The sequence below is a fragment of the Paenibacillus cisolokensis genome (genome assembly GCF_018403665.1).
GTDB classification, from domain to species: domain Bacteria; phylum Bacillota; class Bacilli; order Paenibacillales; family Paenibacillaceae; genus Paenibacillus_AH; species Paenibacillus_AH cisolokensis.
This window is the reverse complement of record NZ_BOVJ01000073.1, coordinates 23,692-40,277: the sequence shown is the minus strand read 5'-3', so window position 1 is coordinate 40,277 and position 16,586 is coordinate 23,692. Positions and strand designations below refer to the sequence as shown.

Here is a 16,586-nt window from a genome sequence, read left to right as displayed (position 1 = left end):
TCATCCCATAAAAAAACAAACCGACCCTTTATCATGATCGGGTCGGTTGCACTACTCGCTCCCAGCCATTAAAGTGCCCAGTTAAGAATGACTGTTCATCGCTTCCTCAATGAAATATTATATATTCGATGGAAAAGCGATTTCAATATCATCTTCAACGACGAGAATCTTCTTCATTCTAGGGTGGGGTGTATGGAATCCTCCAAGTAAATCAAATTTTTGCATATTTTAAACGTTCGATCCTGTCTTAATTTGTACAAAAATGTCGCAATACGATCTCAAGACTATCCGAATAGCCACGAATCAAAAATGGTATAAACTGTAGATATCTTACGTTTAGGGTGGTCGGAAAATGGACTTTATTTATGAAGATGAAACGCCGGCAGCAGAAGCCGTCCAGGCGATCCGCACTGGCGATATCGCATTATTGAAACGGCTTCTTGCTGAAAATCCGGGGCTGGCTACGGCAAGAATAATCGGCAGAGACACTCGTAACGAGAGTAAAAGCAGCGAAACGTCTCGCACGCTGTTGCATGTAGCGACAGACTGGCCCGGTCACTTCCCGAGCGGTGCGCAGACCGTAGCCGTCCTCGTCGAGTCCGGCGCGGATGTGAACGCTCGGTTCGCCGGGCCGCACACCGAGACGCCGCTTCATTGGGCGGCAAGCTGCGATGATATCGAAGTCCTTGACGCTCTTCTTGATGCCGGCGCCGATATCGAGGCGCCCGGTGCCGTGATCGCCGGAGGCACGCCGCTGGACGATGCAGTCGCTTTTGCACAATGGCGAGCGGCGCATCGATTGGTTGAGCGCGGAGCGCAGATGGCGCTCTGGCATGCGGCCGCGCTAGGGAAAATGGACGCCATAGAGGCCCACTTCGCCGGTTCCGCGCTTTCGAGACGGTACCCTTGGGGAGCATCAAGCGCTTCGCCTCCTGACGAAGTTACGGTTTCCTTCTGGTGTGCTTGCCACGGCGGACAGAGGACCGCTGCCGAGTACCTTCTCAAACGGGGAGCCGATCTGAACTGGATTTCGGTATGGGACGGGCTGGCTCCCCTGGATGTCGCGCAACGCAGTGCCGCCGCCGATCTGGTACAGTGGCTTCGTCTTCAAGGCGCCCGTTCCGCCAGCGAGCTGAGATGATCAGGAATCGTTGGCGATTATACCATTCGAGGAAGTGTTTTTTTGAATCGTAAATTGCAGTCTGACTGTGAACATTGTTTTGCGTTATGTTGTGTGGCATTACCCTATGCAAAATCAGCAGATTTTGCTTTTCATAAAGAAGGCGGAGTCCCTTGCCGCAACTTGTGTCCGGATTATCGCTGCCGCATACATGAACATCTAAGGGATAAAGGTTTTCGCGGGTGCGTTTCCTACGAATGTTTTGGCGCAGGACAACATGTTTCACAAGAAATGTTCAAAGGCAAGGATTGGAGAAGCAATCCGGACTTATCAAAGGAAATGTTTGCGGTATTTCCTATTGTTCAACAGTTGCATGAGATGCTTTACTACTTAAATCAAGCTTTGGATTTGGAAGAAACGCAACCTATCCGGAATGAATTGCAAAACGTTTTCGATCAAACTTTATCTCTAACCAATCTTGAACCGAAAGATATTCTGAATTTGGATGTACCGGCTCACAGAGAAATCGTGAATCATTTATTACTCAAAACGAGTGAATTCGTTCGAAAAGATTTCATTCAAAGTAATAAGAAAAGCAAGATGCGCAAAGATTTTACGGGTGCGAATTTAAAAGGGGCCAACCTTCGAGGTATGAGTTTAAGAGGGGCATTGTTGATTGCATCTAATTTGAGGGGGGCTGACTTGAGAAAAGCGGATTTTATCGGTGCGGACTTAAGAGATGCTGATTTATCAGGTGCAAATTTGACCGGATGTATTTTTCTTACTCAAGCTCAGGTTAACTCGGCTAAAGGCGATAAAGATACGAAATTACCTCGTTACGTAAAAGTTCCTGCTCATTGGTTAAAAAATCAAGATAACAGATCTTATAATCAATTAAGCCCTGTTCATAGGGGTTGGCAGACGCCATGCGCCAGGGAGTGAAAAGATTGGAGGTTCAATATCGTATCGAAGATCATGTACTTGCGGCAAGCCTTGAGAAGGAATACGGGATACGAATGGAAAGCGTTCGCTTCATTCCGATGGGGGATTCCGCTTACTCTTACCGGGTGAATTGCGCGAATGGAGAACGATATTATCTGAAATTATTCGACCATCAAAATGACAGACAATTAAGGAGTATCGAGCGCCTTCGATATTACTTGCCATTAACTTGGCAATTGTATCATCAACGGCTTTTTCGCAACGTTACCTATCCGATTAAAAATAAGGATGGCGACTATAAAACAACATTCAATGATATTACAGTGGTACTATTTAACTTTATCGAAGGGGAGACATTGGCGGAAGCATACCCATTTTCAACGGAGATTGTTGAAAGCATTGCCAGATCCGTGGCTCAAATCCAGCTTGCTACCCCTTTTATAGACAAGACTGCGCTCTTGACCGAAACCTTCGACATTTCCTTTGCGTCCGACCTTGAGAAGTGTATTTCAGTGCTTGAAAGCACCGAAGCATGCAGCAATCCTGTTAAACAGGCGCTGCGGGAGCATGTTTTACCAAAGAAAGAGCAGGTCTTGACCCTGTTGAATCTTGTGTACGAACTTCGCGGTGCCGCGATAGCCGATACGAAAGAAAGAGTATTGTGCCACGGCGATATTTGGGGAGGAAATTTGATTCGTCATCATAACGAGTTGTATTTCATTGATTGGGAATCGGCGATGATCGCACCGCCGGAATTTGATTTGGTTGGCTATATCGGCGAAGAGTTCGATGTTTTCCTTTCCGCTTACGAGAAACATTTAGGCCATTCGGTGAACATAAACCTCGACTTATTGCGTTTTTACTCCTACCGTCATCATCTTCGGAATCTGGCCGATTGGCTGATGAATATTCTCTATCGCAACACGGAAGAAGCCCAAAATGAGCATGATTTGGACATGATCGTTTCTCATTGCATGAACCGTTGGGACAGTATCGAACCAAAGGTCAGGGCGGTGGAAGCCATATTGCAGAAACGAAAATAGAGTTCGATCAATGAATTCGCGAATGCGCCGAAGGCTCCGACTTATTGCAAGAAATACACATCGATTCGATTCCACATCGTTAACGTTCCCCCGAGCTCATAGCCGCGCATGTCAACCGTTACCGCTCCGAAACCAGCTTCGACGCGCCCTCCAGTATGACCGTCAACACTTGCTCGGTCATCTCCTCGGTCGACATTCGGCTTGAGCCTTTGCTCCAATTCGCTGCCGCACCAAAGATCGCCCAACCGTTCATCAACGCCAACGTTTCAAGATATTATTAAGGATGATTTTTCGATTCTGTATACTGTCGAAGAAAATAAAGTCGATATCTGGAGATATAGCCGGCAAATCGTATTCGATTTACTATGGAAGATTAGATGAACGACCTTGCGAACTGAAAATAACCTAACACACTAAAGGATGACCGGAATCAACGAGTTTTTGAAATAAACAACTCCATAATTTCCTGTAAAGTCTGCTCACCGATTCATTTAAGACCGTAAATATTTTAACATGTAATCCTCTATCTGATCGGCCGCATTAAAGATAGGCTTTCCATGACAAATTTCCACTCTTTCAGGCCGGAGGCGGCCTACGATGGAACTGTTTCTAACCGTTTCTTCAATATTTTCAGTAAAGAGCGGGGGACGCAACTTTCCATTCTTGGACGAGAACAAGTCTCCGGCCAGCAGTACCTGGTCATCCTTGTGAAAAATACAACGTGCCCGGGGGAATGGCCTGGCGTATGAAAAGGCACTAAGCCGCCTATGGCTTGCAATTGTCCGCGCTCATCCTCGCCAAGCGGTTGAACGGCCCCTTTTTGCACATAAGCAACCGGTTTTTTACCTTGTCGGTAGGGAAGTTCTCCTTCCATATAAGGAATTTCGACGCTGTAAGCATATGTCGGAACCGGATTCGACTGCAAATGCGTTTAAGGCCGCCAATGTGGTCGGGATGACCATGCGTCAGGACAATTCGCAGCAACGGTCCGGCCTGCAGTCGCTCGATGGCCTTCACTATTCCTTTCGCCATCATCGCCACCCCAGTGTCCACCAGCGTGATCCCGTTCTTCTCCTTTACCAGCCAAACGTGAATCGGAATGATCAGCCATAACTTTATGCTCCATATATGCTCAGATATTTGTGTGACTTTCACTTCGATCATCCCCCTTCTGCAATTTTTGTTTCAAGCCGATGAGCAAGACTTCAAAAGCTTCATCCCATGTATCGCTCAATCGGTTCGCGATGTCTTGGAACGGTTCTTCCGAACCGCTTGATTTGTTCGAACAGATCGATCCTCAACCGATTAACGGCTGACTTCGGATTTTTGTCGTCCACTCTCGTTCCCTTGGTCATCAAAAATATCGTGTGCATGTTTTTGTTCGCCAGACAGAACCGCACAAACTCCGCACTCATTTCATGAAGTCTGGATTTCGGAGACGCCCCGTACTGTGTGGATATGATGTCAAAACGCTTCTTTAATTCTAAAAGAGGCCTCATTTGTTTCTTCGTTATACGACACATTCGATTTGTCCGAAGAACGCTTCAACCGTCCCGTCGGGGAGGACCAGCTCGACGGGAATATGCTCAGGGCCTTTTACGGCGATTCGGAACTGCCCGTTATCGAGACTCCAGTCGACATGAACCGGCCCATGCTTCGTAGCCACCGCCCCTTTCGCCCAAGTTAACGGTCCCGGATAAGGTTGAACCCTGATCCGCTTATATCCCGGTTCCGCGGGCTTCACGCCCAAGATGTTCCCGGCGAATTCGGCAAGAGGCACCGCGCTCCACGCATGGCAGTCGCTTCGCGGCGTCTTGTGAAACACTTCGGGCAGCGTCGTCATATTCAATCCGATAATGCTGCGCCAACGATCCCAAAGCCCGAAGGAAGCCTCATACATCCCCACCGATTCCAATGCGCGAAACAGATGATAGGTCATCGGGATCGAGAGTACCGGCAAACCGGAATCTTGCATCGTTCGGGTCAAGAGATCGACCGCGTCGTTTCCTTCAATCGCGCCGGAAAGCACTGCCCAAACTTGCGGATGCTGGCTGAAGTCCTTCGTCTTCTGACTATTGGAGAAGTAACGCTCTTCATCGGACCAAGCCGTCCGGATCACCGCTTGATTGACTTCTTCCGCCCGCTCCCGGTATTCGGAAGCCGCTTCCTTCCATCCGATCCACTCGAGCAAGTCTCCCGCTTTCTTCAGCGCGACCGCATACATCAAGCTATGCAGGATCATCGGTCCTTCATCCTTGGATGGCGGCGCGCCGCCCGGCCATTCCTGCACCCAGTCGAAATGCGTCCAATATTCGGGCGGCGTCATGCCGACGATTCCCTCCGGCGTCCGATGACGCTCGAACCAATCCAATACCGCGATCATGCCGGAGAGATACCGCCTCACCAATTGCAAATCCCCAAAATAGGTATAATGCTCGTGAAGCATATGAATCCAATACAGCGAGAAAGAGGGAATCACCTGCGTATACACGGATGGATATCGACATTGCAGCATGCCCGAAGGGAGCATCGAGCTGTAGAAGTCATGGATGGCGCGTCTGGCCAACCGATCGTCCCTTGATACCTGGTACGTAAAAAGCATCTGAAGCCGCGTATCCATCGTATATTGCAGTTGTTCATAATAAGGGCAGTCCTCGTACGTCTCATGCATGCATCGCTGCAGCGTACGCAAGCTCAAGCCCCATAATTGAGTCAAGTCAGAATCCGAGCAAGCGAACTCGCCTTCCACTTCAAGCGGGTAAGCCGTATCCCGGAAGCCGACTTCGTGCACTTCCAACAACTCGTCCGCGGCCATAAATTCGAATCTTACGAAACGGAACGTACGAAACGAGAATGGTTCGTAGATTTCGAAAGCATTATTGCCACGTTCTATCCCCGCTACGGCATAAACATCGTATTCCCCGATCAGCCGCTGACCTTCCGCCTGGTCGCGAATTCCCTTCAACCGTTTTCGGCGGGGATCGGATTCCTCGGGCTCATAGCACTCCGCGCAGAGCAATCGGACCTCGGCCCCGGCTCCCCCGCTCATCTTCAAGCTTAAATATCCCGTAGTCAGCTCGCCCGCATCCAGCTCCAGCACGACTTTCGTTCCAGGCTTGACGCGCAGCGGCAACGCTTTTTGCTGCAGGATGGACCGGACTTCTTCATCATCGATATCGACGCCTTCCGTTCGGGTCACACGAAGAAAGCGGCTCTCCCGTTCGTACAGAGGAGGAATCGGCCGCGGTGTCAGCACCCATGCGGATAATTCCCCGAATGCGTTGTGCGTATCGGAACAAACCGCCGCATTCGCCCAAGCGCTGTCGTCGAATTCGATCTCCTGCCACCCGTGGGGAAGTTTCGCGCCATTGACGTTTTCCAATCCGCCAAGCCATTGAATGAACGGCGTCGCCACCAGCGAATATCCTTCGTCTCGCATGCACTTCCATCCGGAATCCGTATGTACGGCCTCGATGCATGCTCCGTTCTCGTCCTCCAGAATTCCTTCCACCAGCAACGCGCCGGTATCGGAGCGCCATACGGAGATGGGACCGTTCGTTCCCATCTTCCATGGCCGGACGCCCGCGTAATGCAGAACTTTGACGGCAAGCACGTTTTTGCCCGCCTTCAACCGGCCGGTCAGATCCACGGTTTCATAATAATGCGTATGGTTGTCGCCTTTGGCAGGCCCGACTGAGACGGAATGTCCGTTCAGATACAACCGGTACCGGCTGTCGGCAGTGACATGCACGGCCAGAGAACATGGACGATCTGCGGGGACATCGAACGTCCGCCGAAAATATACAAGCTCATGCTCCCGATTCGTCGTTCCCAACCGGTTGTCGCACCAGATCCACTTTGCCTTCCACATTGTTCGTTCTCCCATCGTCTACCTCGTCATATCGCAAAAATCGAATCTGCCTCTCCTTGCAGAACTCCATGACTTTCGCGTTCGTCACCAGTTTCGTATCTCTTTCCCTCTCGAATGCGATCTCCTCACCGCTTTTGCCGGCATGACCCAATTCCCGCATCTCCGTAGTGTCGAAAGCCGGGTGCGTTACCAAAGTGTAAATTCCCGTTTCCGCTCGATCGAGCGCATCCAATAAGGCTGTCACTTCGCAGTTCTCCTCCGCGCGAATCGGCAATCTGCGCAAGCAACGGCGGAAATTGATGAGCCCCGCTTCCGCGCACCACCGGTCGAACCGTTCCTCGTACCCTTCAAATACGCGTCCGAAAACATATGTTCATCGGCATAGCGGATTGGGAAACCTAGTTCTCTGAGCCGATTCAACTGGGCCTGCATTTCGAGAAACGCTTCGTCGAGCAATGCCCCCGCGGCCTTCATCGCTTCCGGCGTGCGATGGAAGTATCCTTCCGCATCGATCAGCGTCGGCACTCTGTCGTTCGGCATAACCGGCCCCCAACGGACGCGGTCCCATTCCGCATTCAACGTCAGATGAACCCCGAAGCAAATATCGTCCCGCCCCCGGAACAATTCGGCCGCATCCTCGATTGCGCCGCAAGTCGCCATTAAGGATACATTGCGAATGATGCCATGATCGCAAGCTTCCAATATCGCCCGATTTGCCGTTGCGCTGCTGCCCGCATCATCCGCTCGGGTAATGAGTCCGATTGCACCTTTCATCATCCCACCTGCTCTTCTATGACATTTAAGGGTTGGAGGCGACCCAATCCACAATGGCGCGGTACTTCGGAGCGTCGGCAATCGGCTGGCCCGTATACGCTTTGGCTCCCCAGGCTCCTCCAGAGCTCCATGTACCCGCATGCGCGTAATGGTTGAACAGCTCGAAGTACGGCGCAAATTTATCGAGCATATACAAATATTCATTATAGATTTGCTGGTTGGCGCTCCACGTATGGGCGTTCGTGGTCAAATGCTGTCCGCCCTCGTAAGCGCCGAGCTTGACGTTGTATTTGTCGGCAATCGCGACAGCAGTGAGCACCCTGGTCGTAAACTTCGTGTCCGTATCCTGCCGGAACTGACTTTGGATGGTCGGGCTGGAGCCATCCAAATTGCCGCCTACATAAGGAGCAATAGCGATCATGTCGGCCTTCTGCCCTGTCCGGTTCCAGGAGGGGCTGTTCATGATATTGTTGTAGCCCACATCGAAAATATCGTAGTTGCCGCTGAACGACGCCACGCGAACGACTCTCGACTCCATCTCACTGCCGAATACGGAAGCGAACTCTCTCCAAATATTGACCGACCTGTACAGACTGTAGGCGCCGCCCTGATACCATTGATTCATGCCCGGCAATCCGCCCGCAACGCCCTGATCGATCGTGTACTGGAATTGCGTAAACGCCCCGTTCCACGTTTCATTGGAATATTCGACGTATACTTTCAAATTCGGATTCAGCTTCGACTTGATCAATTGGGCAAGCTGATTGGCGTAATTGTTGTCCGCCATATGCGGCAAGGTGACCCACATATCCTTGTTCGTCCGGTTGCACAGATCGATCATCCATTCATACGCAAGACCGGGCCTAAGCGGGCTTGAACCGTCGATGTAGCCGATATCCGTGTTGCCGGGATCGGTCGGCAGGCGCCGCTGCGACCAGTACTGAACCTTGGAGTTGTTCGTCGCCCCCCAATCCATGAAGCGGAGCGTCGTGTAGGGAGCAAGCTCGCTAATGAACGTCGGATTCCAAATATCGGTGCCGCTGCTGTAGGCAGTCGCCCAGTCGATGCCCGTTTTGAAAGGCGACTCCCCGCTCCAGGAAGCGAGGAACCAGAAGTTGGTGCCGATTTTCATCGTGCCGCTTCCGCCGCCGCTGTCTGATGTCGTTACGATCATTTGCGGCTTGTTGGCACCCTCTCTGGATTGATAGGCTTCCCAGGTGCCCAGATCGGTGCTAAAACCGAAGGTTGCCGACGCCGCTCCCTCGCTCAGCTTCGCCTGGACCGCCGCCGTAACGTCAAACTCCTGATAGCCGATGCCGGTGACGGACTTCGAAGCGATTTGCGAGCCCAGGCTTGGCTTCGTTCCGCCTTCGTTCCAATTCTCTGTCGATGCCTGATGAATATACAAGGTGTGGTTGTTCTGATGCGAGGAGTGGTACACGCGCACTTTCACATTCATAACCGAAGAGAGGCCGGAAAGACTGAATTTGACAAACATATGATTCCACTGGCTGGCATGGAGCGTGGCGTTCGTCCCCGCAGACACATCGCTTTGCGTATCCGTATCCGCGACGGCATTCACCGTAACGGTAGCTGCGTGCACGGGCGCGCCGGGATACAGCGTTCCGATGGACACAAGCAGGGCAAACGACAGAAATAGCATACTTAACCTTCTCATTTTCATTCCTCCCGTTATTCAGATATTGGTACTACAACACGGTCTCACCACTCTCTCTGTGTGCAATTCGTTAGAATAACGCTCAATTGCAGCCGCAGATATTATTCCTTGACGGAACCGAGCATAATGCCGGAAATAAAGTAGCGCTGCAAAAACGGGTAAATGATCATGATCGGAAGCATGGACGTAAATATTTTTGCCGCGCTCAGCGTTTTGTCCGAGACGCTTGCCAGCCGTTTCACATCCTCCACCGATTTCAGCAGGTTCGGGTCGATCCGAACGACGATCTGCTGCATATACGTTTGCAACGGAACGTCTTCCGGGTTGCGGATAAAAATCATGCCGAGCATAAATTCATTCCATACCGCAACGATGAGGAACAGCGTCGTTGTCGCCAGCACCGGAAGCGCCAGCGGCATATAAATCCGGAAAGCTTTATACCACGGGCCCGCGCCGTCCATCGAGGCGGATTCGTCGAGTTCCTTCGGAATGCTGCGGAAATAGTTGACAATCAGGATAATGTTGAACACGTTGATAATCATCGGCAGCACGAGCACCCAGAATGAGTTCATGAGCCCCATCTGCTTGACGATGAGGTAGAACGGGATCAGACCGCCGTTGAACATCATGACGAACACAAGCAGCCACATATACACGTTTCGGAGCTTGAACTCCTTGACCGAACGCGACAGCGGGTAGGCCATAAGCAGTGAAATAAAAAGCTGAGAATCGTCGTAATGACGACGCGCTGCACCGAAATGCCGAACGTGCGGAAGAAGACGGCGTCTTCCATCAGCTTCAAATAGGAACTGAACGTAAATCCCTTCGGATAGACCGTGACGAAACCGCCCGTAACCATAGCCGGAGAGCTTAAGGACACCGCCAGATTATGAATAATGGGAAAAAGAGATGTCAGCGAGATAAGCGTGACGACCGCTATCAGGCCATAATCGAACATCCTCGATCCCAGCGAATTGTTGCGAACCACCGGATTCCCCTCCTTCTTATGGATGTACGGTTAAAAAATACGGTAGCCCGCGAACCGGCTTGCCAGCGTATAGGATATGACGATCAGGATAAAGCTTATGGCCGATTTCATCAGACCGATGGCCGTCGCGACTTCGAATCTGCCTTCCTGCAGACCGGCTCTGTATACGTAAGTATCGATAATGTCGGATGAATCGTACACAAGCGTATTATACAAATTGAATATTTGGTCGAAGCCCGCGTTCAGGACGCCCTGCAGGCTGAGCGTCCCGACAAGGACAACCGTTGTCGCAATGCCCGGCAATGTAATATAGCGGAGCTTCTGCATCCGGGTGGCGCCGTCGATTTCCGCCGCTTCATAAAGCGCAGGGTTGACCGCCGTAAGCGCCGCAAGATAAATGATGGTGCCAAAGCCGAATTCCTTCCAAACGTCGGTGCCGATCAGAATCGTCCGGAACCAGAAATGTTCTCCGAGAAACATGATCGCTTCCATGCCGAACATTCTGGTCAAAAACTGATTGACAATGCCCTCGAGGCCGAAAATATCTCTTACAATGCCTGCAATCAGCACCCATGAGAGGAAATGCGGCAAATAAACGATCGTCTGCACCGTCCGCTTGAACCAATGAATGCGCAACTCATTTAACATCAGGGCGAATATAATCGGGACGAAAAAACCGGCAACCATCTTCATAAGCGCGATCACGACCGTATTGAAGAACACTTGACCCGCAACCGGCGTCGCGAAGAGCATCTCGTAGTTTTCAAAGCCGACCCAGTCCGACCCCCAGATGCCTTTTGTAGGAATAAATTTCTTGAACGCCAGAATCACGCCGCTCATTGGCCATACGCTGAACAACAACACGAGTATGATTCCGGGCAACAGCATCAGGTTGAAATGTAATTGTTCGGACCACTTGCGAGCCATCGTACGTACCTCCGCTTTCCGGGTTTACTTATTAATTTCCTGCGCGATTTCGGCCAAAATCTCATCGCCGCCCTGGGCCTTCCAGTCCGAGACGAACTTGTCGAATTCGGCGTCGATATCATTCGATTTCATAATGATCGTATGATAGGCTTTCATCTGCAGCGTATCGAGCGCGGTCAAATATTTCTCCATGGCCGGCGTGCGGCCGTCGTAGGCGGAATACGTAATGTTCAGCTCATAATTCGATGCTCCGCCCATCGCGTCGTACCAGCTCCGCGTGTTTTGCCATTGCAGCATATGCTTGCTCGCGGCCTGCGGCTCGTCCTGCAAACCGCCCAGGAAAGCTGTAATATGATTGTAGGCGTCCCGATTATTGAACGGCAGCGTGCTCGGATCGACTTCGCCGTTTACCGCCTTGACGATGTCATTGGCTTGCAGCAGAATATGATCCGTGCGGTCTATGTTCATGCCAAGCCAGATGGGCCGTTTATCATTGGAGTCTTTGAACACTTCCTGCTCAATTTTCATGAAATGCTCGGAACTTTTGTTCTCATGGTACACGTTCAGCCATTTGATCGGAAGCTCGGGATATTTGAACCCTTTTTTACCACGACCATGCTGCGGGTAGGAGCCGTTGCGCCGAAATTGATTTTGCCGTTTTCGCCTGTAATGACATACGGTTTCCAATCTGCGTCCGGCACGTTCTGCAGCGTCATGAACAGCGGATACCATACTGCCCACCACGCCTGACCGACGATGCCCGCCCGTCCGCTCGCAAGCACTTCCTGAAGCTGGCCCGTATCCTTCATGGCAAAGTCTCTTTCGAGCAAGCCGTCCTTGTACAACTGGCTCAGAACCTTCAGCGCTTCCTTCGTTTGCGGCTCGATGCCGCCATACTTCAGCTCGCCCGACGCATCCTTGTAGAACATTCTTGGGAATGCTTCGTACTGGTCGAACACGAAGCCCGGCCCGAACAGGCCGTTCGTCTCCGATTCCATTTGCATCGCGATCGGCACCGTTTTGCCGCCGCCGTACGGGTCTTTTTCCTTGAACGCTTTCGCAATCGCGATGACGTCGTCCATGGTCTTGGGCTCGGGCAGCCCCAATTGCTTGCGCCAGTCTTCGCGAATCCAGACGAAGTTGAAGTTCTCGAGACCCTGCTGGTCCGGTATGCCGTAAATTTTGCCGTCTATTTTGAATAAATCCAAAGTCCGGTTGTTCTCCGAAGCGTAGTTTTCTTTCATTGCGGGAGAAGCGTATTGTTCGAAGACCGTCGTCAAATCTTCGACCATGTCGGCGTCGACCAGACGCTTCAATGTGGCTTGAACGTCCTGAACGCTGGAACCCATAATTTGAAATACGTCGGGAATATCGTTGCCCGCAATGGCCAAATCAAGCTTTTGCTTGTAAGCGAAACCGTCCTGCGGCTGCGTCCATTGAAAGACCGGCTTAACGTTGAGCTGCTCTTGCATAAAGCGGTTGAAATCATTGTCCTCATACGATTGTCCTTCCGGAAACTGCGGGTTGTTCACTGTCGCTTTAACCGTCGTGAACTCGACGGTCTCCGGATACTTGCCGAACGGATCGAAGGTTTCCGGCTCCGTCGGCGGAGCGGACGACTCGGCAGGATTTGTGGTCGGATCGGCGGTGCTGTTATTGTTATTGTTACTGTTATTGTTGTCGGCACCGCCGCTGCAAGCGCTCATGAACACAAGCAGGCAAGCGGTCAGCACGACGATCCACTTTCTCCCCTGATACATAGTGCGTGAACCCCTTTCGCCTTATGGATTGTTTTGATTACGCTTTCATTGTATCGGATGCGAAAGGCTTCTATAATGGAGAACAAACAGGCGATTACAGACAAATGTCCGCTGTTCGTCTTGCCGCCTTACACTTTTCATCCCGGCTCGGACATTTGTCTGCCATCCGCCCCCAGGTAGTTCAGCGCATAGCCGTCTCGGCTCGCCTGTTCCCGGTAATCCTTGACCGACATGCCCGTTTCCTCCCGAAACAGCCTGCGGAAATAAGTTTCATCCTCGAAGCCGCAGCGCTTCGCGATTTCCGTTATATCAAGGTCGGTTGTGGTAAGCAGCCGCCGCGCCGTGTCCACTCGCAGCCTGCGCATGTAATCGTTGTATGTAAGTCCGACAATTCTTTTGAAGCTTTCGCTGAAGTAGCCTCTGCTCAGATGAACGAGCGAAGAGAGCTCCTTCTGCGTCAAGTTGTCCTCCATCCGCTGCTGGCAGAACCGTATTGCTTTCAGCATGCTAACGGCCAGTTCCTTGCCCGTATCATCCGACTCCAACGCGGCGGCCATTTGCCCTCTATACTGCGCGAGCCATTCCTTCCATTGCGGCCATGTCCTCAAGGAAGCCATCCGCTCCATCAGCGGCGCCGTCCCGTCATGTCTTTGCGCAAGATGCCACGCTCTTGCCATATCGGCCAATTCCCGGCACAGGCTTTCGGGGTCCGGGCGCTGCTCCTGAATCCGCTTGATGAGCTCCTCCCAGGCGGTCAAGTCGAATACCCACTCGAAAGAGGACCAGTGCCGCAGCCAATCCTGCTCACGATCCGCATTCTCGAACGCCTTCATATCGCGCAGCGAGTCATGCACCACCTCGGCTCCGTTCCCCAAATCGGCCACATAGAACACATGGCGCCGCATATACCGGTACGCCGCCTCTTTCGACTGATTGCGAACGGGAGCATGATGGAGACGAACAACAAGCCAGCGCCGTTCTCCGGCATTACTCTGCAGCGCAAACCTCGCTTCATCGTCCCACTCGGCGGGCAGCGGAGGAACTTCAACCATCCAGCCGCCGCTCCCTATCGGGATGATGAAATGCTCCGCCACATGCGGCACCTTGTACAGCTCATTCGGCACACAGCCGCTCTTGAGACCGATGAACAGCACCATTTCCCTGCCGCCGGAAGCCGCCTTGCCCGCATCCGCAGCCTTCGTCTCTTTCGACGCCAGCCGGGCGGCCATCCGTTGGAACAATTCATCCAATTTCTCTTCGTCCAGCTCCGTCTTGACGATATAATCCAGCACGCCTCTGCGAAGCGCCTCCTGAATGTATTGGAAATCCTGATGGCAGGTCAGAATCGCAATATTGATCGAAGGATAGGCTTGCTGCACCTTGTGAATAAGCTCGAATCCGGACATGCCCGGCATGGTCAGATCCGTAACAAGCAAGTCGATCCGCTCCTGCTCCAGCACCCGCAGCGCCTGCTCTCCGCCTCCGACATCCGCGACGACCTGCATGCCGTGGCGTTCCCACGGCAAGATATGAAGCAGCCCTTTGCGGACAATTGGCTCATCGTCCACCAGCAGTGTTCTAATCATCAGCGGTTCCCTCCTTGACCCGGTCGGGGACGCGAATAGTCAATGTTGTGCCGCGCCCCGGTTCGCTCTCGATCTGAATGCCGTATTCATTGCCGTAATACGATTTGATAAGCTGCTGAACGAACGGCAGTCCGATGCCCATGCCGCTCCGGCCGCGGGATTCCCCCTGCTCCGGCAGCAGCGCGGCCACCTGCTCGCCCGACATGCCGACTCCATTGTCCGCCACCTCAATGCGAATATGGCCGTCCGCCTCGCGACACGCGAGTACCGTAATGACGCCCTCGTCATTTTTAAATCCGTGATACAGTGCGTTTTCGACCAGCGGCTGCAAAATAAAGCGCGGCACCGTCACGCCCTCTACGTCGGGATCAACCTGCACCTTCATTTGAAAGGCGTGGTTGTACCGAATTTGCTGAAGCGCGATGTAATCTTTGAGATTGGCGATTTCCTGCCGCACCTGCACGAAGGCGCCCTCCTTGCCCAGATTATAATGAAGAATGCGGGTAAAATAAGTAATGAGCCGCACGATCTCGTCCTGCTTCTGTATTTTGGCTATGACCTGAACGGTATTCAGCGTATTATGGATAAAATGCGGATTGATCTGATACCGCAGCTTCTCCACCTCAAACCGGCTGCGCGCCTGCTCGCGCCGCTCGATCTCCCGCACAAGATCGTAGACGCGTGTTCTCATCTCATAGAAGCGGCCGAGCACGTCGTCGAATTCCGACAGATGAAGCAGCTTGCGGCTGCGGATGGCTTGCTGCTCGCCCATCCGTTCGATTTCCTTGCGGAACACTTGCAGCGGCCGATAGATGGAGCGCCATGCGACAAAAGCAAGCAGCAAACAAAGCGCCAGCGCAAACAGCACAATCATTACAAATTTGTAAAACCAGGCATTCACCTCCGCGCTGAACGCCTCGCCTTCCATGACGACAACCGTCCTCCACTGCTGATCGCTCACCGCTTCAAAATGCATGAAATCCTTCCGGCTTGCGGATTCAGGCGTCCACTCGCTGCCGACCGGGAATCTCCCCGTATCCGAGCTGTACACCACCATTCCGTCGGGATTCAGCAAAAGATGGGTAACCGGCTCGCCGTAATGCTGGCCGTTGAACAACTGCGGCAAGGAACGAAAGTTGCTTTCCAGGTATAAATAATATGAAGTGTTCTTCTGATAATCCGTCACTTTGCGGGACAATGAGAAGACGAGGGGCTCCGTCTCCTCGCGGTATTTGTTCGCGGACGGATGCGGCGCATGATAGCCGATGCCGTTCACCTTCACGACCACGGGATGCAGGTCGGGATCGATGACATCGACGACCGGCGAATTGTTCAACACAACCTTTTTGTCAGACCCGTCCAGAATCGCGATTATGCCGGCATGCGGGCTTGAATAATTGATAAGCGCCATCCGTTTCTGCACGTCGAGCCTGATCTGCTTCTTCTCCAAAATATCGTCCGTTGTCAAATACGTGCTGATCTTACTGGATATTTCCATGTCCAGCGCAATTTGTTGGGAAGCGAAATTCATATTTTTGAATATGTTGTCGATGCCGATCAAATCCTTTTTCACATTTTCCTGAATGGCGTTTTTGAGCGTATTCTGCAGGAAAGAATGGAACGAGGAATACGAGATAATGCCTAACAAGGCAAGCGGAGCGATAGAACTGAGCAGCAGAATGACGATCATTCTCCCCTTCAGCGTCCTCCATAAAGCGGATTTGTTCCAGATCGTCATCATTCAGCGACCGCTCCGTCCAGATTGTTCTGATGCCTGGAGTTCTTCCATACTCATCTTGCTTGCACCGGCCTTTCGGCTATTTTTTCAGAAAGCCCTTTCATATGCAGACGAGCGGGCGCGGCCGTTCGTTCCGATATTTGCTCCGACCAAGAACGG

16 protein-coding genes and 1 riboswitch are annotated in these 16,586 nt (G+C 52.1%); of the genes, 3 read left to right on the top strand and 13 right to left on the bottom strand.

Annotated features, from left to right (window positions below):
- Positions 1-32: 32 nt before the first annotated feature.
- Positions 33-115: riboswitch (cyclic di-GMP riboswitch) on the bottom strand.
- A 237-nt stretch (positions 116-352) separates the two neighbouring features.
- The 3 genes from PACILC2_RS10875 to PACILC2_RS10865 are packed head-to-tail and all read left to right on the top strand — an operon-like array spanning position 353 to position 3,105.
- Complete coding sequence (locus PACILC2_RS10875; protein ID WP_213528863.1) at positions 353-1,141, top strand: ankyrin repeat domain-containing protein; 789 nt, start codon at positions 353-355, stop codon at positions 1,139-1,141.
- 42 nt (positions 1,142-1,183) lie between these two features.
- Entirely contained in the window at positions 1,184-2,062 is an 879-nt protein-coding gene (locus PACILC2_RS10870; RefSeq protein ID WP_213528862.1) for a pentapeptide repeat-containing protein, read from the top strand.
- Entirely contained in the window at positions 2,047-3,105 is a 1,059-nt protein-coding gene (locus PACILC2_RS10865) for a phosphotransferase (RefSeq protein WP_244863429.1), read from the top strand. The genes PACILC2_RS10870 and PACILC2_RS10865 overlap by 16 nt, the downstream gene beginning before the upstream one ends.
- 118 nt (positions 3,106-3,223) lie before the next feature.
- Here the strand turns inward: PACILC2_RS10865 and PACILC2_RS27980 are convergent, their stop codons facing one another.
- From PACILC2_RS27980 to PACILC2_RS10810, 13 genes are all read right to left on the bottom strand, one after another.
- A complete protein-coding gene (locus PACILC2_RS27980; RefSeq protein ID WP_280515306.1) occupies positions 3,224-3,358 on the bottom strand; it encodes a hypothetical protein in 135 nt (44 codons plus the stop codon).
- A 512-nt stretch (positions 3,359-3,870) separates the two neighbouring features.
- On the bottom strand, positions 3,871-4,269 hold the full coding sequence (locus tag PACILC2_RS28650; RefSeq protein WP_307860537.1) for an MBL fold metallo-hydrolase: 399 nt from the start codon (positions 4,267-4,269) through the stop codon (positions 3,871-3,873).
- A 346-nt stretch (positions 4,270-4,615) separates the two neighbouring features.
- The gene (locus PACILC2_RS10855; RefSeq protein WP_244863428.1) at positions 4,616-6,976 is read right to left on the bottom strand and encodes a family 78 glycoside hydrolase catalytic domain; all 2,361 of its coding nucleotides are present in this window, start codon (positions 6,974-6,976) and stop codon (positions 4,616-4,618) included.
- The gene (locus tag PACILC2_RS10850) at positions 6,915-7,220 is read right to left on the bottom strand and encodes a hypothetical protein (protein WP_213528860.1); all 306 of its coding nucleotides are present in this window, start codon (positions 7,218-7,220) and stop codon (positions 6,915-6,917) included. Before PACILC2_RS10850 ends, PACILC2_RS10855 begins: the two co-directional genes overlap by 62 nt.
- Positions 7,217-7,753, bottom strand: a complete 537-nt coding sequence (locus PACILC2_RS10845; RefSeq protein ID WP_213528859.1) for a ChbG/HpnK family deacetylase — start codon at positions 7,751-7,753, stop codon at positions 7,217-7,219. Before PACILC2_RS10845 ends, PACILC2_RS10850 begins: the two co-directional genes overlap by 4 nt.
- 22 nt (positions 7,754-7,775) lie before the next feature.
- Complete coding sequence (locus PACILC2_RS10840) at positions 7,776-9,428, bottom strand: CBM96 family carbohydrate-binding protein (protein WP_213528858.1); 1,653 nt, start codon at positions 9,426-9,428, stop codon at positions 7,776-7,778.
- A gap of 101 nt (positions 9,429-9,529) precedes the next feature.
- Positions 9,530-10,132, bottom strand: a complete 603-nt coding sequence (locus PACILC2_RS10835; protein ID WP_307860536.1) for a carbohydrate ABC transporter permease — start codon at positions 10,130-10,132, stop codon at positions 9,530-9,532.
- Positions 10,054-10,416, bottom strand: coding sequence for an ABC transporter permease family protein (locus tag PACILC2_RS28645; protein WP_307860535.1), 363 nt, complete (start codon positions 10,414-10,416; stop codon positions 10,054-10,056). Before PACILC2_RS28645 ends, PACILC2_RS10835 begins: the two co-directional genes overlap by 79 nt.
- A 30-nt stretch (positions 10,417-10,446) precedes the next feature.
- Entirely contained in the window at positions 10,447-11,343 is an 897-nt protein-coding gene (locus PACILC2_RS10830) for an ABC transporter permease (RefSeq protein ID WP_062495898.1), read from the bottom strand.
- A gap of 24 nt (positions 11,344-11,367) precedes the next feature.
- On the bottom strand, positions 11,368-11,871 hold the full coding sequence (locus PACILC2_RS10825) for a hypothetical protein (protein ID WP_213528857.1): 504 nt from the start codon (positions 11,869-11,871) through the stop codon (positions 11,368-11,370).
- Positions 11,872-11,906: 35 nt separating this feature from the next.
- Positions 11,907-13,103 carry an extracellular solute-binding protein gene (locus PACILC2_RS10820; protein WP_213528856.1) on the bottom strand — a complete coding sequence of 399 codons (1,197 nt, stop codon included), beginning with the start codon at positions 13,101-13,103 and terminating at the stop codon, positions 11,907-11,909.
- A 137-nt stretch (positions 13,104-13,240) separates the two neighbouring features.
- Positions 13,241-14,689 (bottom strand): response regulator transcription factor, encoded by a 1,449-nt coding sequence (locus PACILC2_RS10815; RefSeq protein ID WP_213528855.1) that lies wholly within the window; start codon positions 14,687-14,689, stop codon positions 13,241-13,243.
- Positions 14,682-16,430: a cache domain-containing sensor histidine kinase gene (locus tag PACILC2_RS10810; protein ID WP_213528854.1), complete on the bottom strand. Its 1,749-nt coding sequence runs from the start codon at positions 16,428-16,430 to the stop codon at positions 14,682-14,684. The genes PACILC2_RS10815 and PACILC2_RS10810 overlap by 8 nt, the downstream gene beginning before the upstream one ends.
- Positions 16,431-16,586 lie beyond the last annotated feature (156 nt).